General features: G+C 61.7%; 26 protein-coding genes. All 26 read left to right on the forward strand.

The genetic code is table 11. The annotated features are described in order from the left end of the window. Position 1 precedes the first annotated feature (1 nt). The 26 genes from ABE093_RS11250 (at position 2) to ABE093_RS11375 (ending at position 20,324) form a co-directional block, all read left to right on the forward strand. Complete coding sequence (locus ABE093_RS11250; RefSeq protein WP_430760996.1) at positions 2 to 295, forward strand: hypothetical protein; 294 nt, start codon at positions 2 to 4, stop codon at positions 293 to 295. A gap of 372 nt (positions 296 to 667) precedes the next feature. After that, positions 668 to 1,051 carry a hypothetical protein gene (locus ABE093_RS11255; RefSeq protein ID WP_430760997.1) on the forward strand — a complete coding sequence of 128 codons (384 nt, stop codon included), beginning with the start codon at positions 668 to 670 and terminating at the stop codon, positions 1,049 to 1,051. A 425-nt stretch (positions 1,052 to 1,476) separates the two neighbouring features. Next, positions 1,477 to 2,031 carry a tetratricopeptide repeat protein gene (locus ABE093_RS11260; RefSeq protein ID WP_430760998.1) on the forward strand — a complete coding sequence of 185 codons (555 nt, stop codon included), beginning with the start codon at positions 1,477 to 1,479 and terminating at the stop codon, positions 2,029 to 2,031. Beyond that, positions 2,031 to 2,411 (forward strand): hypothetical protein, encoded by a 381-nt coding sequence (locus tag ABE093_RS11265; RefSeq protein WP_430760999.1) that lies wholly within the window; start codon positions 2,031 to 2,033, stop codon positions 2,409 to 2,411. Before ABE093_RS11260 ends, ABE093_RS11265 begins: the two co-directional genes overlap by 1 nt. Positions 2,412 to 2,899: 488 nt before the next feature. Further along, positions 2,900 to 3,847, forward strand: a complete 948-nt coding sequence (locus ABE093_RS11270) for a tetratricopeptide repeat protein (RefSeq protein WP_430761000.1) — start codon at positions 2,900 to 2,902, stop codon at positions 3,845 to 3,847. A gap of 8 nt (positions 3,848 to 3,855) precedes the next feature. After that, complete coding sequence (locus ABE093_RS11275) at positions 3,856 to 4,119, forward strand: flagellar biosynthetic protein FliQ (RefSeq protein WP_430761001.1); 264 nt, start codon at positions 3,856 to 3,858, stop codon at positions 4,117 to 4,119. A gap of 3 nt (positions 4,120 to 4,122) precedes the next feature. Beyond that, complete coding sequence (locus ABE093_RS11280; RefSeq protein ID WP_430761002.1) at positions 4,123 to 4,890, forward strand: flagellar biosynthetic protein FliR; 768 nt, start codon at positions 4,123 to 4,125, stop codon at positions 4,888 to 4,890. A 3-nt stretch (positions 4,891 to 4,893) separates the two neighbouring features. Then, on the forward strand, positions 4,894 to 5,970 hold the full coding sequence (locus ABE093_RS11285) for an EscU/YscU/HrcU family type III secretion system export apparatus switch protein (protein WP_430761003.1): 1,077 nt from the start codon (positions 4,894 to 4,896) through the stop codon (positions 5,968 to 5,970). After that, a complete protein-coding gene (gene flhA / locus ABE093_RS11290; protein WP_430761004.1) occupies positions 5,967 to 8,030 on the forward strand; it encodes a flagellar biosynthesis protein FlhA in 2,064 nt (687 codons plus the stop codon). Before ABE093_RS11285 ends, flhA begins: the two co-directional genes overlap by 4 nt. 6 nt (positions 8,031 to 8,036) lie before the next feature. Then, positions 8,037 to 8,714 carry a flagellar hook-basal body protein gene (locus ABE093_RS11295; protein ID WP_430761005.1) on the forward strand — a complete coding sequence of 226 codons (678 nt, stop codon included), beginning with the start codon at positions 8,037 to 8,039 and terminating at the stop codon, positions 8,712 to 8,714. A 16-nt stretch (positions 8,715 to 8,730) separates the two neighbouring features. Next, complete coding sequence (gene flgG, locus ABE093_RS11300; RefSeq protein ID WP_430761006.1) at positions 8,731 to 9,492, forward strand: flagellar basal-body rod protein FlgG; 762 nt, start codon at positions 8,731 to 8,733, stop codon at positions 9,490 to 9,492. Between the two features lie 2 nt (positions 9,493 to 9,494). After that, positions 9,495 to 10,184, forward strand: coding sequence for a flagellar basal body P-ring formation chaperone FlgA (gene flgA, locus ABE093_RS11305; protein WP_430761007.1), 690 nt, complete (start codon positions 9,495 to 9,497; stop codon positions 10,182 to 10,184). After that, a complete protein-coding gene (locus tag ABE093_RS11310) occupies positions 10,177 to 10,758 on the forward strand; it encodes a flagellar basal body L-ring protein FlgH (RefSeq protein WP_430761008.1) in 582 nt (193 codons plus the stop codon). Before flgA ends, ABE093_RS11310 begins: the two co-directional genes overlap by 8 nt. Beyond that, on the forward strand, positions 10,740 to 11,867 hold the full coding sequence (locus tag ABE093_RS11315) for a flagellar basal body P-ring protein FlgI (RefSeq protein ID WP_430761009.1): 1,128 nt from the start codon (positions 10,740 to 10,742) through the stop codon (positions 11,865 to 11,867). Before ABE093_RS11310 ends, ABE093_RS11315 begins: the two co-directional genes overlap by 19 nt. Positions 11,868 to 11,910: 43 nt before the next feature. Then, the gene (locus ABE093_RS11320; protein WP_430761010.1) at positions 11,911 to 12,228 is read left to right on the forward strand and encodes a hypothetical protein; all 318 of its coding nucleotides are present in this window, start codon (positions 11,911 to 11,913) and stop codon (positions 12,226 to 12,228) included. A gap of 2 nt (positions 12,229 to 12,230) precedes the next feature. Further along, the gene (locus ABE093_RS11325; protein ID WP_430761011.1) at positions 12,231 to 12,617 is read left to right on the forward strand and encodes a flagellar basal body rod protein FlgC; all 387 of its coding nucleotides are present in this window, start codon (positions 12,231 to 12,233) and stop codon (positions 12,615 to 12,617) included. Next, positions 12,617 to 12,913 carry a flagellar hook-basal body complex protein FliE gene (gene fliE, locus ABE093_RS11330; RefSeq protein ID WP_430761012.1) on the forward strand — a complete coding sequence of 99 codons (297 nt, stop codon included), beginning with the start codon at positions 12,617 to 12,619 and terminating at the stop codon, positions 12,911 to 12,913. The genes ABE093_RS11325 and fliE overlap by 1 nt, the downstream gene beginning before the upstream one ends. 13 nt (positions 12,914 to 12,926) lie before the next feature. Continuing rightward, positions 12,927 to 14,288 carry a flagellar basal-body MS-ring/collar protein FliF gene (gene fliF / locus ABE093_RS11335; protein ID WP_430761013.1) on the forward strand — a complete coding sequence of 454 codons (1,362 nt, stop codon included), beginning with the start codon at positions 12,927 to 12,929 and terminating at the stop codon, positions 14,286 to 14,288. Then, the gene (locus ABE093_RS11340) at positions 14,285 to 14,728 is read left to right on the forward strand and encodes a hypothetical protein (protein WP_430761014.1); all 444 of its coding nucleotides are present in this window, start codon (positions 14,285 to 14,287) and stop codon (positions 14,726 to 14,728) included. Before fliF ends, ABE093_RS11340 begins: the two co-directional genes overlap by 4 nt. Further along, on the forward strand, positions 14,728 to 15,408 hold the full coding sequence (locus ABE093_RS11345; RefSeq protein WP_430761015.1) for a FliH/SctL family protein: 681 nt from the start codon (positions 14,728 to 14,730) through the stop codon (positions 15,406 to 15,408). Before ABE093_RS11340 ends, ABE093_RS11345 begins: the two co-directional genes overlap by 1 nt. 47 nt (positions 15,409 to 15,455) lie before the next feature. Next, complete coding sequence (locus ABE093_RS11350) at positions 15,456 to 16,730, forward strand: FliI/YscN family ATPase (RefSeq protein ID WP_430761139.1); 1,275 nt, start codon at positions 15,456 to 15,458, stop codon at positions 16,728 to 16,730. A gap of 29 nt (positions 16,731 to 16,759) precedes the next feature. Next, on the forward strand, positions 16,760 to 17,176 hold the full coding sequence (locus tag ABE093_RS11355) for a hypothetical protein (protein ID WP_430761016.1): 417 nt from the start codon (positions 16,760 to 16,762) through the stop codon (positions 17,174 to 17,176). Further along, a complete protein-coding gene (locus tag ABE093_RS11360) occupies positions 17,169 to 17,987 on the forward strand; it encodes a hypothetical protein (RefSeq protein ID WP_430761017.1) in 819 nt (272 codons plus the stop codon). Before ABE093_RS11355 ends, ABE093_RS11360 begins: the two co-directional genes overlap by 8 nt. A 2-nt stretch (positions 17,988 to 17,989) precedes the next feature. Beyond that, on the forward strand, positions 17,990 to 18,409 hold the full coding sequence (locus ABE093_RS11365) for a flagellar hook assembly protein FlgD (RefSeq protein ID WP_430761018.1): 420 nt from the start codon (positions 17,990 to 17,992) through the stop codon (positions 18,407 to 18,409). Positions 18,410 to 18,432: 23 nt separating this feature from the next. Further along, complete coding sequence (gene flgF, locus ABE093_RS11370) at positions 18,433 to 19,584, forward strand: flagellar basal-body rod protein FlgF (RefSeq protein ID WP_430761019.1); 1,152 nt, start codon at positions 18,433 to 18,435, stop codon at positions 19,582 to 19,584. Continuing rightward, positions 19,584 to 20,324 carry a hypothetical protein gene (locus ABE093_RS11375; protein WP_430761020.1) on the forward strand — a complete coding sequence of 247 codons (741 nt, stop codon included), beginning with the start codon at positions 19,584 to 19,586 and terminating at the stop codon, positions 20,322 to 20,324. The genes flgF and ABE093_RS11375 overlap by 1 nt, the downstream gene beginning before the upstream one ends. Positions 20,325 to 20,343: the final 19 nt, after the last annotated feature.

Here is a 20,343-nt window from a genome sequence, read left to right on the forward strand (position 1 = left end):
AATGAACAACTATTCAATAATTCATGGTGTGCTTGGCTCAGTCTTTGCTTCCGACCTTGGACGCTCCGATGAGGAGGCAAGCGCGTTGCTCCGTGAAATGACCAGCAATTCCGAATACAAGCGACAACTGCACGACGCCTTGACCTCGGCGCTTAGAGATCCAGGCTTTTCATGGATGGATGTGCTGAATGAGTACGAGGTCTATCCCGCGGATGATGAATTAGATGCTCGTAACTATGCGATTCAAATTTTGTGGTCATCCGTATTCTCGCAGGAGCGTCCGCCTGCGCGATAGTTTCAAACAACGCAATTAGGTTATTTGAGAGTCTGATTTTCTTCAATAAAGTATGGCTCTAGATTTTGTTTTGCATGTGTCTGGAGTCGACAATTACTCAGTCGGTTAATACGTTGACGATGCAAATTGGGTAATCCGGAATGGCACATTTTCACCTGAGTTGAATGCACATGTTTCTGTTCCGGGCGGCACAGGTTCGGCAAAGGGACTAATGGTCGGCTTGGATAGAGTGACCGGCGAAATTACTACCATGCACCTAAAGCCCGTTTCTTGGTTTGAGGCGAAATCTCCGAGCCTTGGTTGGGAGGCTCAGCCGCGGTTCCTAAGAGCTGACGTAATTGGCCTCAATCCTCAGTTAGGCTGGAGGCCGCCGTGCAAATGGTAATGAGCATGCGAATATCTAACATTCACTGGCTATCCCAAGTTGCTTTTGAAGCCGAGGTTGAAGTCACAGACGGCGAGTTTTTTTGTGTCGCTTTCTCCCAGCCATGCTCGGTTGGTGTTGGGGATGAATTAACAGAACTGCTTCACGTGTTTGGAATTAAGGAGGTGATGCTTAGCGAGCAATCGCAGGTTGGAATTTCAAGCGTGACTGTTGACGGCCTAGGGCGAAAAGTAGTTGCTAGGGTAGACGATAAGTCGAGGCAAATTTTGGCTGTTGGCGCTATCGCCATGGTAGTTGATGAGTACTTGCCTGGTGGGTTTGAAGACGGAGATTTGATCGAGTTTGAGTGTGCGCGAATTGATCTCTGGTAGCTCGAAACTGATATGGAAAGAGACGGCTTAATATCGGGCCGTCTCTTTGTTGCAAATACAGCCATTCCAACTGCGCGAATCGAGTATGTTCCATTCAATGGCAGCTAGGCATCGGTTCATGCGATAGCTCGCTCGACAAGAGGCAAGGATAAGACGCCTGAAAAGCCTCGCCCAATGGCGTGGTCAGCAATGCTTTCGAGCACAATCTAGCGCAAAATATTTCCGCAGCGCAGCATGGAAAAATCTCTTTCGGCCAACTCTAACCCTCCTAAGCCAATAAACACCTGCCATTAAACTTTTTTTCTCAATGATGGATTCAGTCATTAGGAGTCGGTTGAAATTTGCCTAAAGGCCTATGAAATAAAGAATTTGTGGAGCAACCAACTGAGCGCACACAATGTGCGCACACCACGTAGGCCGAACCCATGGAATTCAAGACGCTGGATAACGAAGAACTGCTCCGTCTCAGCCTCGACGCGATGAGCAGCGATCGCGATGCGGACGCAATGATGATGCTCAAGACCCTGCTCGAGCGCGAGCCGGGCGATGCCAATGGGCAATATCTGCTGGCGGCCCTGCATGCACAGATCGGGATGATGGACCGTGCGGAAGAGGGCTTTCGAAAAGCGGTCGCGTTAGCGCCTGGCATGGTGATGGCGCGCTTCCAGTTGGGGCAGTTGTTGCTGGTCAAGGGCGACAATGGGAGCGCGCGCGACATTCTCGAGCCGCTCACAGGTCAGCAGGATTCCATTGGCGCGTATGCGCGCGGCCTGTTCGCGATTGCCGGCGACGATGTGGATGGCGCAATTCGCTACCTCGGGGATGGGCTCGCGTTGCCGCAGGCAGTGCCGGCGTTGCAACGAGACATGGACAATTTGAGGGCACGGTTGGCTGAGTCGCTGCAGCAGGCGGAAGTGCCGATTTCGAATGAACCGATTGCGCCGGTGCTGCGCATGCCCGGTGCATACCAGGGCAACTGATGTCGGTCGACGGCGTTGCGTCCTCCGCGAGCCTCCTGGCGGCGCTACGCGGGGAGATGGCGCGGCAAGGCGAGCGCGTGGGCGGTGCACATCGCAAGACAGTCAGTCCCACGCCGGAAGAAAAGCAGGGCTTTCGCCACGACAAGAATCGCTTGCGCGCGGAGATTCGCGAGATCGTCCGCAACGCCACGCTGTCTGATGAGGATGCGATGAGGAGCGTACGGCGGCGAATCGTGCGCGCGATGTTGCTGTGGGAATTCGGAACGGATTTGCGCGAACACCCTGAATGGCAGCCGATGCTGGAATCCATCACGCGAACGCTGGAATCCAGCGCGCAACACCGCGTGGCGTTCGAAGCTTTGGTGCGACAGTTTCGATGAATGCGCGGATCATTTTAGGAATTTTCCTACAAAAAAATCAGGGGAATCCGATTCACAAATTGCGTAGATGCAAAGTCGAGTTCGTGATTCGTTTCATTTTTTCTGAAGCTTTCAGGTAAGCGAAAAATATTTTCGAGCAACTGTCACTTTTATCGTTGACATTCGACTCGACGCAAAGGCAGAGTAAAAAAGCGGTAACGATGGAGTGGTTCGATATCGCAACAGGGGCGTTGCATTCACATTGGGGTGTGAATGCAGCGAAGCAGGGAAATCTACGGCGCACTGGAGGCGTCGGTATGCAGGCAACGAACGATCTGGCCACGCGACTGCGTGGCTATCTGGAAAGTGACCCTTCCAATTCCGATATCGCTTGCGAATTGGTGGATATTTACCTTGCCGAAGGGCGGGTTTCAGCTGCAAAAGCCGTATTGGATGGACTTCCTTCCGAATCGCAGTCTGCCGTGGGAGTGCAGGCGCGATTGGGGCGCATGGCTTTGCTGCGGGGCGATTACGCTTCTGCCGAAACCACGTTCGAATCGCTTGCAGGCAAGGGCCATGCTTCTGAAGGCGTGCTTCACGATCTTGCATTCGCACAGCTGTGCCAGCGCGAGGTAGAGCGCGCCAACACGACGATAGCTTCGGCGATCGGCCTGCATGGACTGACGCCCGCGCTGGGCGTCCTCAAGGCGCGCATCGCGATGATGCGCGACGAAACGGATGCGGCGGTTTCCACTCTCGATGCCGTGTTGCAGGCGCATCCGGGACATGCGGAGGCGCTTGGGGTAAAGGCACTGGCATTGCTGGACGGCGATCGCATGGAGGATGCGGCAACGGTGGCGTCCGAGTGCCTGAAACGCTATCCGCGCCAGCACGAAGCACTGTTGGTCGCGGGGACGTTGCTGCTGTGGTCGCAACGCGCGGAGGAAGCTGGCCAATTGTTCGAGACTGCGCTTGACGTGCAGCCGAATTCCGGGCGGGTGTTGTCCGGATATGGGCAAACCCTGATGCTGCGCAATCGCTTGCCGGATGCACGACGCGTTCTCGATCGCGCCGTGCAGGCGATGCCCGATCACATCGGCACATGGCACGCGCTGGCGTGGACGCAACTGCTGGAAGGGGACCAGACCGCCGCGGAAGGAAGTTATCGCGCCGCTTATGATCTCGACCGCAATTTCGGCGACACCCACGGTGGGTTGGCGCTGATTGCCGCGCTGCGTGGGCACTATGACGATGCCGAACAGGACATCAAGCGGGCATTGCGACTGGATCCGAATGCAGTCACTGCGAAATACGCGCATGCACTGCTGCTGGAGGCGCGCGGAGACGAAGCGGGCAGCGATGCATTGATGCATGAGCTAGTGCAAGGGACGGGGAGTCCGGTTCCGATCCGGGAATTCAACGCACGACTCAAGACGATCCTGCGCGCGCACGCCTGAGGGGGCCCATGGATACCGATTTCGCCATCCGTCTGATGACGGACGCGCTCTTTGCGTCCGTGAAAATCGCGGCGCCCATTTTGCTGGCGACGCTGGTGATCGGTTTGGTGATTTCGATCGTCCAGGTCGTGACGCAAGTCCAGGAAATGACCTTGACCTTCGTGCCCAAGTTGGTGGTCGTTGTCGTGGTGCTGGTGGTGTGTGGCGCCTGGATGCTGTCGGTTGCGGTCGAACTCGCTCGGCGCATGTTCGAAGCGGCAGCGGGACTCTAGGCGATGGATGCATTGTCCGCCATCGCCGTTCTGTTCGTCCTTGCGCTGCTGCGTTACATCCCGGCCGTGGTCCTGCCGGGCATGTCGCCGCTGACTTGGGCACCGGGCACCGTGCGGATCGTGTTGGCAATGGCATTGGCGTGCTTGACCGTGCTGGCGACAGGCGATCTCTCCGCAGTGGCATGGATCGATGGCCCGGTGCCGCTGGCGGTGGCCGCCATGCACGAATTGATGATCGGATTCGCGTTTGGCCTAGTCGTGATGATCCCGCAAGCCGCGTTGCACTCGGCCGGCTGGCTGATGGACATCCAGGCAGGACTGGGCGCCGCGACGCTGTTCAACCCGGGCTCGCAGGGTGACGCGCAATCCTTGCTTGGCACGGCGCTGATGCTGTTGGCGACGGTGTTGTTCTTCCTGCTCGATCTGCATGTCGAGCTCTATCGGGTGATGGTTGCGAGCGTGCAGGTGCTGCCGTTGGGCGGACACGCCGGCAAGTTGCAACTGTCTGGCGTGATGGATCTGCTCGGCAACAGCTTCCTGTTCGCCTTGATCGTCGTCGCGCCGGTCGTGCTTGGCTTGTTCGCGGTGGATATCGGCGTCGGTTATGCGACGCGCTCGATGCCGCAGGCCAATGTCTATTTCCTGGTGCTGCCGCTCAAGATCGGCATGGCGATCCTGCTCTTGGCGGCGACGCTGCCATTCGTCCCGGGCATGATCGAACGCCTGTACCGCGATGCGTTCGCGCGTCTTCCGACATTGCTGGGGGCCTGAGCGATGTCGCAGGGTGACCAGGACAAGACCGAACAGCCAACCCCGTTTCGCCTCGATGAAGCGCGCAAGCAGGGTCAGGTCGCGAAGAGTCCGGAGATCACGGGGATCGTGGTCATGATCGCGTTCGCGGCCATCGTCGCCTTGAGTGGCGGACAGATCGCCAGGGCCATCGCGCAGGCGACGGGACAGATGATCGCGGTCGCCGGGCATGCGCCGTCGCTGGATGCGGCACTGACCAGCATGCTCCACAAGGCTTATGCGCCGCTTTGGCAGGCACTGGCGCCATTGGTGCTTGGCCTGATCGTGGCGGGCGTCGTCGGCAACCTGGCCCAGACCGGCCCGATGTTCACGACGCATCCGCTGAAGCCCGATTTCAAGCGCATGCATCCGATGCAGGTCGTCCGCAAGATCTTCTCGATCCGGACGCTGTGGGAGTTGGGCAAACTGCTGTTCAAGTCGGCGTTGTTGCTCGGCTTGGCGGTGCTGGTCGTGCTGAAGGCGCGAGGACTGATCGAATCGGTGGCCGGCACCGCGCCCAGCCAGCTGGGCGGGCTCATGGCGCGCGCCTTCGTCAAGACGTCGCTGTATGTCTTGCTGGTCCTGGCAATCGCCGCATTCGCGGACTGGCTGTTCTCGCGGCGTGAATTCATGCGCAAGATGCGCATGAGCAAGCGCGAGTTGAAGGACGAGGTCAAGCGTCGCGATGGCGATCCGACCGTCAAGACCAAGCAGAAGCAATTGCTGCGCGAGCTGCTCAAGAAGGCGGGCTCTGTCGGGCGGGTGAAGGACGCCGACGTCATCCTCACCAATCCGACCCACGTTGCTGTCGCCCTGCGCTACCGTCCTGGCGAGACGCTGGCGCCGGTCGTGGTCTCCAAGGGCGCGGGGCTGATGGCCGCGGAAATCCGCAAGCGTGCCCGCCAGCACAAGGTGCCGATGGTGCGCAATCCGGTGCTTGCCCGCGCCTTGTTCAAGGAATGCGGCATCGACGAGATGATTCCGCAGGCACGCTACAGCGCGCTCGTTCCGATCTATCGCGAATTGTGGGCCTCGCTCGGCACGCCGGGAGGTTCGCGATGAAGGATCTGTTCTCGCAGATGTGGGGTGGCAAGCGCGATCTCGCGTTGATCGTGCTGGTGATCGGCGTGTTGCTGGTGTTGTTCGTCCCGATCCCGTCGATGCTGCTCGACCTGCTGCTGGTGATGAACATCAGCACGGCCCTCCTGATCCTGCTGGTGACGTTCTTCACCGAAACACCGCTGAAGTTCTCGACCTTCCCGACCATCCTGCTCCTGGTGACGCTGTTCCGGCTGGCGCTGAACGTATCGGCGACGCGACTGATCCTGAGCAACGGCAACGCCGGCAAGGTGATCAACGCCATCGGCGAATTCGTGGTTGGCGGCAACTACATCGTCGGCCTGGTGGTCTTCCTGATCCTGATCGTCGTCCAGTACGTGGTGGTGACCAGTGGCGCCCAGCGCGTCGCCGAAGTCGCGGCCCGCTTCACCCTCGACAGCATGCCCGGCAAGCAGATGAGCATCGACGCCGACATGAACATGGGGCTGATTGACGAGCACGAGGCGCGCCGTCGTCGCACCATGATCGAGAAGGAAGCGAGCTTCTACGGTGCGATGGACGGCGCCACCAAATTCGTCAAGGGCGATGCCATCGCCGGCATCATCATCATCCTGATCAATATCGTCGGCGGCCTCGCCATCGGCATCGCCCAGATGGGTCTGCCGTGGAGCGAGGCGGTGCATCGTTTCACGCTGCTCACCATCGGCGACGGCATCGTCACCCAGATCCCCTCGCTGGTGATCGCGGTCGCGACCGGCATCATCATCACGCGCGCCGCCGCCGATGCGCAGCTCGGATCGGAAATCCCCAAGCAGGTATTGGCCAATCCGAAGTCGATCCTGATCGTCGGTTTTGCATTGATGGCGCTTCTCCTGATGCCGGGCTTCCCGAAGTTGCCGGTGTTGTTCGTGCTGGCGCTGCTCGGTGGATTGGCCTACCTGGCCGTTCGCTCGGCCAAGGAAAAACTGCAGGACGCCGTCGACGAGATCGAGCAGGAGGTGTCCGAGTCCGGACGGTCGACCGCGGACGAATTGCAACAGGCCCTGCGCATCGAGCCGATCGAGATTCGTCTCGGTGGCACGTTGGCCAAGCACTTCATCGGCACGGACAGCGACCTGCCATCGCGCATCACCAACCTGCGCAAGCAGCTCGCGCTCGATCTCGGTTTCATCCTGCCCAAGGTCCAGACCCAGCAGCATCCGGGCCTGCAAGCAGATGCCTACGAGATCAATTTCCAGGGCGCACGTGCTGCCCAAGGCAAGTTGCAGGTGGACAAGGTACTTGCGATCAATCCTGGCGGAACGCGCGCCCAGCTCGAGGGCGAGCAGACGACCGATCCCGCGTATGGGTTGCCGGCGCAGTGGATCGATGCCGAAGCACGCCAGTTCGCGCGGAATTCCGGCTACACGCTGGTCGACCCGGACACCGTGCTGATGACGCATCTGAGCGAGATGGTCAAGCGCCAGGCCGCCGATCTGCTGACGCGCGGCGACACCGAGCAGATGCTGCAGAAGCTGCATGAGCGCCACGCAACGCTCGTCGATGACCTGGTTCCGGCGACGATGACGTACTCCGATGTGCAGAAGGTCTTGCAGGCCCTGCTGCGTGAGCAGGTGAGCATCCGCAATCTCGAAGCGATCCTCGAAGTCCTGGTGGATGCCGGCAAGACAACCAAGGCCAGCGACGAATTGGCCGAGAAGGTGCGCGAGCGCCTTGGGCCAATGATCTGCCAGAACCTGCGTGATCCCCAGGGTGAACTCCAGGTGCTGACCCTGGCGCCGGAAGTCGAGCGCACGCTGTTGCAGAACGCCAAGTCGGCGGAACCCCGCGCGACGCTCTTCACCGAAGTGGCGCAACTCGACGGCTTCATGAAGAACCTCGGTCGCCAGGTCGAAACCATGATGGGCCGCAACCTGCAACCCGTGTTGTTGTGCCCATCGCCGCTGCGACGCGGCCTGCGCAATCTCCTGCATCGCTCCATGCCCTACGTCAACGTGGTGGCCGTGAGTGAAATTCCGTCCACGCTTCCGGTCCGCTCGTTCGCGGCCATCCAGGTCAATTGAGGACATATGCCCGATTCCACGCTCCAGGCGGTCGCGCGCAGTCTTGGCCAGGACATGAAGGTCATGTCCAACGTCAGCAACAACGTGGCCAACATGCATACGCCCGGATTCCGGCGCACGCAGACCATTCCTTCGTTCCAGGAGATCGCAGCGGGTGCCGGCGTGATCGACCAGCGCGACGGCACGCTTGCGCAAACGACGCGACCGTTCGATCTCGCCTTGCGCGGTCCGGGATTCTTCGTTGTCCAGCACGGCGATGAGACCTTGCTCACCCGATCGGGCGCTTTCCATCTCGATGCCAACGGCGTGCTGATGACGGCCCTTGGCGATCCGGTCCTGGGAGATGCCGGCCCGATTTCGCTGGCGCCCGACACGGCGATCCGCGTCGATGCGCAGGGACAGTTGTGGTCCGACACGCAACAGGTCGGGCAATTGCGCCTGGTCTCCGTGGCGGATGCCGGCGCATTGGTCGCGCGCGGCGGCGGCCTCTATGCCAATCGCGGGACCGAAGGCGAATGGAAGGGCGCGGTGGTGCAGGGCGCGCTGGAACAGGCAAACGTGGACCCGGCGGACGAGATGGTCCGGTTGATGGAGACCACGCGGCACGTCGAATCGGTGCAACGGGTGATTTCGATTTACGACAAGGCAATGGATACCGGGATCAACCGGTTGGGCGACAACTGACAGGGGAGACACAGCAATGAGCGATGCGATGCAGATTGCAGCCACCGGGCTGCGCAGCGAACAACGGCAGATCGACGTCATTTCCAACAACGTCGCCAACATGCAAACCCCCGGCTTCAAGAAGTCCCGGGTCAACTTCGCCGATGTGGCGGCCGCCTACGCGGCGCAAGCGGGCACTACGCCCGAGAGCATCGGCAACGGCACCAGGGTCGTCTCGACCTCGACCTTCTACTCGGGTGGCGAGCTCAAGGCCACGCAGAATCCATGGGACATCGCGATCGACGGCAATGGGTTCTTCGAGCTCGAGGGCGTGGATGGCGCGATGTTCTACAGCCGCGCCGGCCAGTTCCACGTCGATGCCGACGGCAACCTGGTGAACATGCAAGGCTTGCGCCTGGCCAACGGGTTCCAGGTGCCGGCGGACGCACGCGACATCCGCGTTGCGGCGAATGGCGACGTCACCGCCAAGGTCGGCAGCGATGCCAATGCCACGTTGCTCGGATCGATCCAGCTGGTGACGTTTGCATCACCGGATGCATTGGTGTCAGTCGGCGACAACCGTTACACCGCGACCGAAGCGGCGGGTGCACCAACCGCCCTGCAGCCCGGCAGCAACGGCACCGGAACGCTGCAGCAGGGCTATGTCGAGCTCGCCAACGTCGAATTGATCGACGAGATGTCATCGCTGGTGCTGGCACAGCGCAGCTACCAGATGAACGCACGCGTGTTGCAGGCAGCCGACCAGATCCTCGAGACGATCAACAACCTGAGGCGCTGAGCATGATCTCCTGGTTCTTTCTGGCGGCGGCACTCACGGCCCAGCCAGCGGCGCAAACGGTCGCGGTGCACGACATCGAGGACCGCGTCGGTGCAATGCTGATGGAGCGTCTTGCGGCGACGCAGAGCAAGGCCATGGTGCACCTGGATGCGGGCCTGCGGCCGCAGACCGTGCCCGCGGGCACGCTGGACATCGAGGTGGGCGAGCCCATCGGGCGTTTTCCGCGCTCGCATGTCGCGGTTCCGGTCCGCCTGCGCGTCGATGGCCGCACGGCTCGCACCTTGACCGTGTGGGCCGAGTTGCACGAGCCGCGCATGGCGCTGACATACAGCCGTGATTACCGGCGCGCACAGGTTGCGGAAAGCGTGAGTGCGACAGCGCATATGGTCGATGCGACCTGCTGCGCGGGCCCGTTGGTGATGTCGATGGACGCGGTCAAGGGCATGCGCATTCGCAAGGACGTCCATGAAGGCGCACCCGTGCAGCTTGCCGATTTCGAGGCGTTGCCCGACGTCGCATCTCAGCAGCGGGTCGCGGTGGAAGTGATCAAGGGCGCGGTCGCGCTCAATGTCGATGGCGTTGCCATGCGCGATGGCCATCTGGGGGATCGGGTCGCCGTTCGCCTGCCGATGGCGACACGGCTGGTCGATGCGACCGTGATCGGGCCAAACCGGGTGCGCGTCAATGAATAAGACGACTTTGTTGTTGGCGCTTTCGCTGGCAGCGCCGCTTCCGACGCAGGCCCAGAGCACCGAAAGCCTGATCAATCCGAATGCCTATCGCGCACTCGCGGCGGACCAGCGCGCCTATCGCGTCGGCGATGTCATCACGATCCTGGTCGAAGAGGCCACCAAGGCCAAGTCCGGCGCCACGACCGATGCCTCCAGCGATCTCGGACTCCACGCGGGGTTGCAGCATCCCAAGACCAACTACAACGCGAGCCTGACGGTTGGCGGTGGCAATCGCGGCGGCGCGGAAACGACGCGCGTCGGCGAATTGCGCACCCAGATCACCGTGCAAGTGGACAACGTGTTGCCGAATGGAACGATGCACGTCGCCGGCGTTCATGACATGACGGTCAACGGCGAGCACCAGACCATCCGCCTGTCGGGATTGGTGCGGCCGCAGGACATCTCCTCCGACAACGCGGTGTGGTCGAACCGCCTCGGCAACGCCGAACTGGAACTGGTGGGCAAGGGCGTGGTCAGCGAGTCGCAGCGCCAGAGCATCTTCTACCGCATCTTCAAATGGCTGAGGTTGATGTGAAGAAGTTCCTCTTCTTGTTGCTGGTGTTCGTTTGCGCGAGTGCGGGGGCCACGACGCACGACGTCAAGATCAAGGACATCGCACGCGTTGCCGGCGTGCGTGACAACCCGCTGACCGGCTATGGGCTGGTCTTCGGCCTGGCCGGGTCGGGCGATTCCGCACGCAACCATGCGACCGTCCAGTCCATCGTCAACACGCTGCGCAATTTCGGCGTCAACGTCGCGGAACCCGACATCATGAGTCGCAATGTCGCGGCGGTGATCGTGACGGCCAAGCTGCCGGCGTTCGCCGAACCCGGGCAACTGGTGGATGTGCAGGTCGCTTCTGCCGGCGATGCGCGCAGCCTGACCGGCGGCACCTTGATGCTGACGCCGCTCTATGGGCCGGACGGCAAGCTCTACGCGATGGCGCAGGGCGCGATCTCGGTCGGTGGTTATCAGTTCGAAGGCATGGTGGCGTCGACCCAGAAAAACCATCCGACGGTCGGCTGGATTCCTTCCGGCGCATCGGTCGAGCAGGGCTCGCCCTTGCGCGTGGCCGGCGACGGTCGCTCGCTCAGCATCCTGCTCGACGATCCCGATTTCACCAATGCCAATCGCATCGCCAACGCCGTGCGGGCTGCAGAGCCTGGCGCAGTGGTGCGTGCCGAGCACGCAGGCAAGGTCACGGTGTCCTATCCGGTCGCTCCGTCCAGTCTGGTCAGCGAAGTCGCGCGGATCGAAAACATCACGGTGGCGCAGGACCGCAAGGCGCGGATCGTCGTCAGCGAACGTACCGGCACCGTGGTCGCGGGCGGCGACGTCCGGATCGGGCAGGTGACGATTTCGCATGGAAACCTGAAGGTCGAGATCAAGAACGAATTCTCGGTATCGCAACCGGATGGCATCTACGGACGCCCGGGGGCATCGATCGGAACCGCGATCGTGCCGCGGACCGAGATCAATGCGAACGAACCCGTGGCAAACGTCGTGCGCATGCACGAAGGCGCCAGCGTGGCGGATCTGGTCGGGGCGTTGCGCGCGATCAAGTTGAGTACCCGCGATGTCATCGCGGTCCTGCAATCCATCAAGGCCGCGGGCGCGCTCGACGGCGAACTGGTCATTCAGTAAGGGGAATGAAATGAGTGGAGAACTGACGGTCGATATCGTTCGATTGGCACTGACGATCGAACAGGCCAAGAGCCAGGTCGCGAGCACCAATATCGCGAATGCAAACCGGACCGATGTCGGCGCCATGCGTGCGGATTTCACGTCCTATGAGTCGGCCATGCGCTCGACAGCGTCACCCGAAGCGCTGGCGCGCCTGGATGCCGAGATCCGCGGGCAGCAGGCGATCGAAACCCAGGAGCCGATCAATGCCGATGCGGAAGTCGGCGACATGGTGCAGGCCGGAGCGAACTATCAGGCGCTCGCCGAGGGCTTGAGTCGCGAATTCGGGCTGATGCGCCTGGCCATCAGCGGGAGGAGCTGAACATGCCGATCGATTCGATTCTCGATGTCGCGCGCACGGGCATGGCCTACGAACGCGCCCGCATGGAGGCGTCCAGCCGCAACATCGCCGGCGCCAACGTGCCGCTCGAACCCGGGCAACAAGCCAAGGCCTGGCAAGTGGGGACGGACTTCGAAAGCATGCTGGGCAATGTCGACCCGCTGGTTCAGCAGCCGACGGAAACCAAGCGCGTCCTCGATCCGGGTCACCCCTATGCCGACAAAAGCGGGGAAGTGGCTTATCCGGCCGTCGACATGTCGCATGAAATGACCACGATGATGGGCGCCAGCCGCGGCTACGAAGCCAATGTCCGCGCCTTCAACCTGCTGCGCAGCATGATGCTGCGCGGTCTCGAGATCGGAGCGAAGTGATGGCGATCGAACCCATTGCCTCCGCGACCATCGCACCGGCGCTGAATGTCTCCGAAAGCGGAAACACGGGCTTGCGCGGAGACTTCTTCTCGCTCGTCGGCACGACGCTCGATCAGGCCAATACGCAGCTTCAGTCCGCTGACGCGTATCTGCGCGACCTGGCGGTCGGCAAGAACGTGGCGACCCATGAAGTCATGGTCGCGATGGAAAAGGCGCGCATGAGCCTGATGCTCGTGACGGAAATGCGCAATCGCCTGGTGGAGGGCTACCAGGAGCTCATGAGAATGCAGCTCTGACCGGAATCGACTGATGAATATTCGCGATACATGGGGCTCGTTGGAGCCAAACCGACGCTATGTCTTCCTGGCAGGGCTGCTTGCGATCGTGGTGGTCGCCGCGGGCCTGCTGTGGTGGACGTTCCGCAGCAATGAACAGCTCCTGTTCGGCAATCTCCGCGAACGCGACGCCGCGGAAATCACCCAGGCGCTGACGGAATGGAAGGTGCCCTACACCATCACCGATGGCGGCAGCGCGATCCGCGTTTCGGCCGACAAGGTCTACGACACCCGGATGAAGCTGGTGGCGGCGGGGATTCCGAAGGGTGGCCACGCCGGGTTCGAGCTCTTCGATCATTCCGATTTCGGCGTCACCGAGTTCGCCCAGCGCGTGAATTACCAGCGCGCCCTGCAAGGCGAGATCGAACGCACGATCGCCAGCATGCCGGGCGTCCAGGACGCGCGCGTACACCTGACCATCCGCCGGCCCGGCATGTTCTCCACCGACCAGGAATCGTCCAAGGCATCGGTCGCGCTGAATATCGCCCCGGGGATCACCTTGTCGCAGTCGCAGATTGAAGGCATCCGCAGCCTGGTGTCCGCATCGGTCGAGGGTTTGTCGCCCGCGCATGTGTCCGTGCTGGATTCGAATGGCGCCTTGCTGGCCGCGGCAACGGCGGCATCCGACGCCGACGGTGGCATTGCGATTTCGGACGAGACTTCCCGAGTCGAAGCATCGATCCAGGCCAAGGTGGAGCATCTCCTCACCCAGTTCCTGCGCAAGGATCAGTTCCGTGTTTCGGTCGACGTGACCCTGAACGCCGAAAAATTCCATGAGGTCAGCGAGCGCCCGATTTCGACGGGTGGCACGGGCAATGACCTGATGTCGCGGCAGCAAAGCACCAGCGGTTACACCTCGAATGGATCGAAGCGACAGGAAGACACGCAAGCCGAATTCATCCATGGCACCACCCGGACGGAAGTGAGCCGCGCCGGCGGCCAGATCGAGCGGATGTCGATCGCGGTCGCGATCCCGCCGAATGCCGAAGGCGTGGACCCGCAGTCGCTCCAGGATCTGATTTCCGCTGCTGCAGGAATCAACCCCCAGCGCGGCGATCGCCTCCAGATCTCCTCGCTTGGTTGGCGGGCTGGCTCGATCGCCCCGGGCCAGACGCCAACGATCTCCGGCGTCGAGCCGGGTGAAGCAGGCCATGTTGTCGCGCGAATGGGCTGGTGGCAGTGGGCGCTGGGCGGAGGGCTGCTGCTGATGGCTGTAGTCATGGCGATCCTCATGCTGCTGCGCCGGCCACGGACGCCGCGGCTTTCGCCGACAGAGCGGGATGCCGTGCTTGAAAAACTCAAGGGTTGGCTGGCCGAAGGGGAGCCGAACGCATGAGCCAGTCGGGAGAACGCCGCAGTGCGTTGCTGCTGGCGTCGTTATCTGGCGCCGATCGTCGCCAGTTGCTCGCGGCATTGCCGAAGCAGCGTGCCGCGCGCATCAAGGCATTGATTCACGAGCTTGGACAAATGCCACCGGAAGCCCGGCGCCTGGCGCAGGAACTGCTGCAGCATGAGGCTCCGGGAACGATGGCGGGGCGTTCGCTGGGCATGGAACAGTTGAAATCCCTGTCCGGGCAGTTGTCGGTGGAGTGGCTTGCGCGCGTGCTTCAGGCATGGCCCGGAATCGACCAGTCGTTCGTGATCGAACTGTTGCCCGCGCATCTGCAGGCGGAACTCAAGCGTGAAATGAAAGTTCGTCCGGCCCTTCCCGCCAAATTGTCGGCGGCATTGCGTCATGCCGCAATGGACTTGACCGCGCGCGGGGCGAATGCCTGATGGAACGCGTCGCCGGACAATCGCATCGCATCTCGGCATTGGGCATGGCGTTGGCGCCACGCGAGCCAGTGATCTCCGAGGACGACGCGCACCGCATTTCGGTTGTCCAACCCGATCCGGAGGTATTGGCGCGGGAGGAGCGTGCTCGCGTCTTGCAAGCGGCACATGAAGAAGGCATGGCTTCCGGACTCGCGGAAGCCGATGCGCGGATCGCGCAACGCGTTGAAGAATGCGAGCGCCAGATCCGCGAGGCGCATCGTGCGGCGCAAGAGCGGGTGGAAGGCGGCCAACGCCAGCTGGAGCGCTTGCTCAAAACCATACCGGACAGGATCGCGGAGCAGGAACAGCAGATCGAACGGGTTGCCGCGGAGATCGCATTCGAGGCGCTCGTCCGTTGCCTGGGTGTTCGCAACACGGATCGCGGCTTGACGCTTCAGGTTGTCGAGCAGGTTTTGCATGAGCGCCGCCAACGCCCGGCCACGCTTTGGATATCGGCGGAAGACGCGGAATCGCTGAAGAGTTTTGCGGACATCGAGGGTCTCAAGATCAGTGCGGATCCGCATCTGGCTCGTGGCGACATCCGGCTCGAAACGCCGGTCGGCCAATACGAAACCGGCATCGTGCAACGGATTCAGGCGTTGTCGGACGCCTTCATCCAGACATTGGGTGAGGATTCTTGATGTCCGGCCTGGCCCAACGACTGATCAGCGCCGTGCGCGCTGCCCCCATGGGGCAATCGCTGGGGCGCATCCAGACCTTCAATGGCCTGGTGGTCGAGTCGAATGGGCCGGATGCACGCCTTGGCGAGTTGTGCGACATCGTGACTTCGCCAACCAGCGCCACGGTTCCGGCGGAAGTCATGGGCATCAAGGAGCAGCGCGTGCTTTTGATGCCTTACGGTCATGTCGGCGGAATTTCCGCGGGCAGCCACGTGCGCGCGACCGGCCGCATGGTCACCGTTCCTGTGGGCGATGCGTTGCTGGGGCGGGTGATCGATGCTTTCGGCCATCCGCTCGACGACAAGGGGGCCATCGCATTCGAGTGCGAATACCCGCTGTACCGTCCGCGCATCAATCCGCTGGAACGCGCGCCCATCGATACGGTGCTCGAAACCGGCGTGCGCGCCATCGATGCATTGCTGACGCTGGGCGTGGGGCAGCGCGTCGGGATTTTCGCCGGCAGCGGCGTCGGCAAGAGCACCTTGCTCGGCATGTTGGGAAGACAGGTCTCCGCGGATGTCACGGTCCTGGCCTTGATCGGCGAGCGCGGACGCGAGGTCGGGGAGTTTCTCACCCACTCCCTGGGCGAAGCCGGTTTGAAGCGCTCGGTCGTCGTCGTGGCGACATCGGATGAACCGGCGGTTGCACGCGTGCATGGCGCACATGCGGCGCACGCCATTGCCGAATATTTCCGGGATCAGGGCAAATCGGTCCTGCTGATCGTCGACTCGATGACGCGCTTTGCGATGGCGCAGCGCGAAATCGGGCTGGCAATCGGTGAGCCGCCGACGTTCCGTGGCTATACCCCCTCGGTTTTCAGCCAGTTGCCGACGCTTCTCGAGCGCTGTGGAAAGCTGGCGTCCGGCGGCTCGATTTCCGGCATCTACAGCGTGCTAGTGGAGGGCGACGACATGAACGAGCCGATCACCGATCACATGCGGGCGATCCTAGATGGCCACATCGTGTTGACGCGAGAGCTGGCGTCCCACGGGCACCACCCGGCGATCGACGTCCTGCAAAGCACCAGTCGCGTGATGTCGCAAGTCGTGGACAAGCAGGATGCGTCACTGGCGAAGGAAACCAAGCGATTGATCGCGACCTATCAGGCTTCGCGCGACTTGATCGAGCTCGGCGCCTATCAGCCGGGCGTCAATGTCGAACTGGATCGGGCGGTCGACACCAAGAAGGCATTGGATGGCCTGGTTCAGCAGGCGTCGGATGAGCGTACGCAGCGTACCAAGGCCATGGATGCGCTGGCTTCGGCAATTCGAGACAAGGCATGAGCATGCGCAGGATCCATGCGCTGAAGACCTTGACGCGCTGGCGCACGTTCCAGGATGCGTTGGCCGAGGCGCGTACAGCGGCGGCGGCGCGTGTCCTTGCCGAAGCCCATGAGGCGCTTGCCGCGGCCGAGGCGCAGGCGAGGGCATTGCAGATGCATCGTGAAGAGACATTGGGTCGTGGCTTGCTGAATCTGGATTACCTCGAGGCGATATCGGGGATCGAGGCCGCCGCTTGGGGGCACGTCGAAGAACGCGGCGCCGAGCGCGAGAGCGCTCATGCGGCGCATTGCGAAGCGGTGCAGGCGCGAATCCAGACGCGTTCGGCCGTGGATTTGGTCGAGCATCGGCGCGATTCCGCGATCGACGAATGGCAGGACCACCAGGAAAAAATCGGATACGACCGCATGGCCGACATGCGCGTCGCGTGGAGGCGTGGACATGATTGATCGAATGCAGATTCCGGCTCCTGCGCAGGGGCCTTCCCGCAAACCTCGGCAGGCGCCATCGGCAAAACCGAATGGGCAGGCGGGCTTCCAGGAAATGGTGCAGAAGGTCGCGCCGACACAGTCCGCGCCAACGCCCAAGGGAGGGATTCAATCCAAGGATCCGACGCGCTCCGCCGACCTGCAGGTCATTCCCGAGAAGATGCCGACACCGGCTATCGCGCAACAGCGCTTCGAAACGGTCTCCCCGGCCATCCCGCAGGTTGTGGAGCTGCACCTCGACGTTCAATCGGGGGATCGCGAAATCGTCACCTTGCCCTGGACGTTGGTGGCCAACGGCGTCTTTGGCGAGAGCCTGGGGCAGGCGAGTCATGCCGTGGACAATCCTGGGCTCGGCCTGCGCTCGATGGTGACGGAAGGCGTGGAACCCCGTGCAGCAATGCTTGCAGACGGCCTGCCCGAGGAGGAGGCCTTGTCGAATACGACTTCTTGCGAAAGCGCGAGTGGTCAGGCCCAAGGCATGGCATCGACGCAGAGGCAGGAGCTTGAATCGCGCGAACACATCCGCGTGGATCGACAGCCCGCTTCGGCGTTGGCATCCGGGCACTGGCAAAAGAAGTTGCTGCGCATCCTCGAGAAACGAAGCGAAGGACGCGCCGCCGTCTATTACCGCGATTACAGCATGACGCACGACGATCTGGATCGCGTTACCGCGCACCTGCGCGACCTGGCGGAACACGCCGGCACATCGATCCATCGGGTCGTGATCAACGGAACGGAAATCTGGTCCAGCTCCATGCAGGGAGGTACTTGAACATGCCCGTCGATTCGATTGGCTCGGTAACCGGCGGCAGCCAGACTGACGCGCTTGCCAACAGCAAGACCATCAACCAGGACGACTTCATCAAGTTGTTCCTTGCGCAGTTGCGCTTCCAGGATCCAATGGAGCCGGTCGACAACCGCGAATTCCTTGCGCAGTTGGCCCAGTTCTCGTCGCTCGAACAGTCGCGCCAGACCAGCCAGAACACGTCCGATCTGTTGACGATGAACTCCGCGACGCAGGCCGTGTCGCTTCTGAACAAGCAAGTGGACGTTCAGGGGCTTGCCGCGCCGATGACCGGGCAGGTCATTGCAGTCGCTTTCACTTCTTCAGGTCCCACGCTCAGTGTCAAGGACGGCACGGGCGCCGTCACCACCGATATCCGCCTTTCGCAAGTCTCGCTCGTCAAACCGTAACCATTCGTCATCAGGGGAATTCAATGTTCCAGGCACTCTTCAACAGCCTTTCCGGACTTTTCAGCTTTTCCAAGAGCCTGAGTACGGTCAGCGACAACATTTCAAACATGAACACCCCCGGGTTCCGGGGGAGCGATTCGTTCTTCTCCAACGTCAATGGCAATCGTGGTTCGCGCATTGCCGGTGACGGATTGCGGGTGAAAGAGGGCGATATCCGCCAGACCGGAAACCCCACCGACGTCGCGATCGACGGCGACGGTTACTTCGTTCTCAAGGACAAGGAAGGCAACCTCTATTACACGCGCGCCGGTCAGTTCCGATTCGATGACAACGGCATGCTGGTCGACACCGTGAACCAGTATCAGGTGATGGGCATGGATAGCACCGGCGCCCTGGTGCCGATCAATTTCAGCACCTACCAAATGCTGCCGGCGGCGGCGACAACAGGTGTCCACTTCACCGGCAATCTCGCGCCGGGGTCGACCGGCGCGAATGCGAATTCGATCACCGTCTATGACGCCAACGGCACGGCGCACACCTTGTCGGCGACCTTCACCAGCAAGACGACAGCGCCGCCTTCGTTCGATGTGGTGATCAAGGACGAGACCGGGGCGACCCTCGGTTCCGGAACGATCGCGTTTGCCGCAGACGGCACGCCGACCGCGACCGGGAACCCGATGACCGTCACGGCGAATTGGGGGGCGGCGCAAACGATCAAGCTCAATTTCGGCACGCCCGGGGCGCTCGACGGTCTGAAGGCGCTCTCCGGCATGGCGAGTACGGTCACCACCAAGGTTGACGACGGTCATCCCGTCCTTGGCGTGACCGGAATGAGCTTCGACGAGAAGGGCGTTCTGCAGCTCACTTATTCGCAGACGGAAAAGCGCCAGGGACCGCAGCTGGCACTGGCGATTTTCCCGAACGAAGAGTCGTTGCATCTGTCGGGTGGGCGCCTGATTTCCGGGTCGGCAGTGGCCGACAAGGAATTTGGTCGTCCGGGTGAAGGCCGGTTCGGACGCATTGCCGGTGGCAGCCTGGAAATGTCGAACGTCGACCTGACCCAGGAATTCGCCGACATGATCATCATCCAGCGCGGCTACCAGGCGAGCTCGCGCGTGATGACCGTCAGCAACGAGATGCTGGACCAGCTCTACAACAGCATCCGGGGTGGTTGATGAAGGTCAGGCCGATCCAATGGCAGGGCAGCAAGCGCACCGAAACGTTGAGCAAGCTTCTTGCGACGAAGCTCGAGAATTGGCTTTTGGCATGGTCGGTCGATGCCCAGCTCATGGCGAGCGTGCAGGCCGAAAGCCAGGATCCAGGCCATGCGGGAATTGCATGGCGCATGTTCACGCGAGGTGATCAGGCCATCTGGGTTTCGGCGCGTGGCGACCTGGACAAGCGACTGGGGTTGCTGCTGACCGGCGTCCGCTCCGGCGACTCGGCGGGAATTGCCGGAAACATCGGGGCGCGAGCCATCCAGGATCTGGTCGCGAGCTTGTCTGAAAGCACCGGCGATTGGGTGGTGGAAACGCTGCACGCAAGTCCGGATTCCAAGGATATCGACGCCCGCTTCGGCGCGTCCCGATTCGCGATCGATCTCGGTCCCGAGCAGTTCGCCGTCATATTGAATTCCGCACTTGCGAACACGTTGCTGCCTCGCGAGCGGGTGCGCAAGGAGTCGACGCTCGTTGCGAGGAAGGCGGCTGTTGGAAAGACCACGGTGTCCCTCAAGGTGGTGATGGAGATGGGCGAAATCCCGATCCGTTCCGGTCTGGAATTCAGGGCAGGCGAGGTTTTCAAAAGCGGTCGGGAACTGGATCAACCGATCCGTCTTCAGGCGATCGACGGGCGCGTCATTCAGGAAGGTCGTCTGGCAATGCATGAAGGGCAACGCGCCCTTCAGCTCAACTAACAGGGGATAGCGAAGATGG

The organism is Solilutibacter silvestris (assembly GCF_050574925.1).
Classification (GTDB): domain Bacteria; phylum Pseudomonadota; class Gammaproteobacteria; order Xanthomonadales; family Xanthomonadaceae; genus Solilutibacter; species Solilutibacter silvestris_A.

What these genes read in the sequence shown, in the direction of transcription:
- ABE093_RS11315 (WP_430761009.1), top strand. Translation starts at nt 10,740, where the DNA reads ATGGCTGAGGTTGATGTGAAGAAGTTCCTCTTCTTGTTGCTGGTGTTC.
- ABE093_RS11285 (WP_430761003.1), top strand. Translation starts at nt 4,894, where the DNA reads ATGTCGCAGGGTGACCAGGACAAGACCGAACAGCCAACCCCGTTTCGC.
- fliF (WP_430761013.1), top strand. Translation starts at nt 12,927, where the DNA reads ATGAATATTCGCGATACATGGGGCTCGTTGGAGCCAAACCGACGCTAT.
- ABE093_RS11295 (WP_430761005.1), top strand. Translation starts at nt 8,037, where the DNA reads ATGCCCGATTCCACGCTCCAGGCGGTCGCGCGCAGTCTTGGCCAGGAC.
- ABE093_RS11260 (WP_430760998.1), top strand. Translation starts at nt 1,477, where the DNA reads ATGGAATTCAAGACGCTGGATAACGAAGAACTGCTCCGTCTCAGCCTC.
- ABE093_RS11350 (WP_430761139.1), top strand. Translation starts at nt 15,456, where the DNA reads ATGGGGCAATCGCTGGGGCGCATCCAGACCTTCAATGGCCTGGTGGTC.
- ABE093_RS11325 (WP_430761011.1), top strand. Translation starts at nt 12,231, where the DNA reads ATGCCGATCGATTCGATTCTCGATGTCGCGCGCACGGGCATGGCCTAC.
- ABE093_RS11280 (WP_430761002.1), top strand. Translation starts at nt 4,123, where the DNA reads ATGGATGCATTGTCCGCCATCGCCGTTCTGTTCGTCCTTGCGCTGCTG.
- ABE093_RS11375 (WP_430761020.1), top strand. Translation starts at nt 19,584, where the DNA reads ATGAAGGTCAGGCCGATCCAATGGCAGGGCAGCAAGCGCACCGAAACG.
- flgF (WP_430761019.1), top strand. Translation starts at nt 18,433, where the DNA reads ATGTTCCAGGCACTCTTCAACAGCCTTTCCGGACTTTTCAGCTTTTCC.
- ABE093_RS11345 (WP_430761015.1), top strand. Translation starts at nt 14,728, where the DNA reads ATGGAACGCGTCGCCGGACAATCGCATCGCATCTCGGCATTGGGCATG.
- ABE093_RS11365 (WP_430761018.1), top strand. Translation starts at nt 17,990, where the DNA reads ATGCCCGTCGATTCGATTGGCTCGGTAACCGGCGGCAGCCAGACTGAC.
- flgG (WP_430761006.1), top strand. Translation starts at nt 8,731, where the DNA reads ATGAGCGATGCGATGCAGATTGCAGCCACCGGGCTGCGCAGCGAACAA.
- fliE (WP_430761012.1), top strand. Translation starts at nt 12,617, where the DNA reads ATGGCGATCGAACCCATTGCCTCCGCGACCATCGCACCGGCGCTGAAT.
- ABE093_RS11360 (WP_430761017.1), top strand. Translation starts at nt 17,169, where the DNA reads ATGATTGATCGAATGCAGATTCCGGCTCCTGCGCAGGGGCCTTCCCGC.
- flgA (WP_430761007.1), top strand. Translation starts at nt 9,495, where the DNA reads ATGATCTCCTGGTTCTTTCTGGCGGCGGCACTCACGGCCCAGCCAGCG.
- ABE093_RS11250 (WP_430760996.1), top strand. Translation starts at nt 2, where the DNA reads ATGAACAACTATTCAATAATTCATGGTGTGCTTGGCTCAGTCTTTGCT.
- ABE093_RS11270 (WP_430761000.1), top strand. Translation starts at nt 2,900, where the DNA reads ATGGCTTTGCTGCGGGGCGATTACGCTTCTGCCGAAACCACGTTCGAA.
- flhA (WP_430761004.1), top strand. Translation starts at nt 5,967, where the DNA reads ATGAAGGATCTGTTCTCGCAGATGTGGGGTGGCAAGCGCGATCTCGCG.
- ABE093_RS11275 (WP_430761001.1), top strand. Translation starts at nt 3,856, where the DNA reads ATGGATACCGATTTCGCCATCCGTCTGATGACGGACGCGCTCTTTGCG.
- ABE093_RS11340 (WP_430761014.1), top strand. Translation starts at nt 14,285, where the DNA reads ATGAGCCAGTCGGGAGAACGCCGCAGTGCGTTGCTGCTGGCGTCGTTA.
- ABE093_RS11265 (WP_430760999.1), top strand. Translation starts at nt 2,031, where the DNA reads ATGTCGGTCGACGGCGTTGCGTCCTCCGCGAGCCTCCTGGCGGCGCTA.
- ABE093_RS11310 (WP_430761008.1), top strand. Translation starts at nt 10,177, where the DNA reads ATGAATAAGACGACTTTGTTGTTGGCGCTTTCGCTGGCAGCGCCGCTT.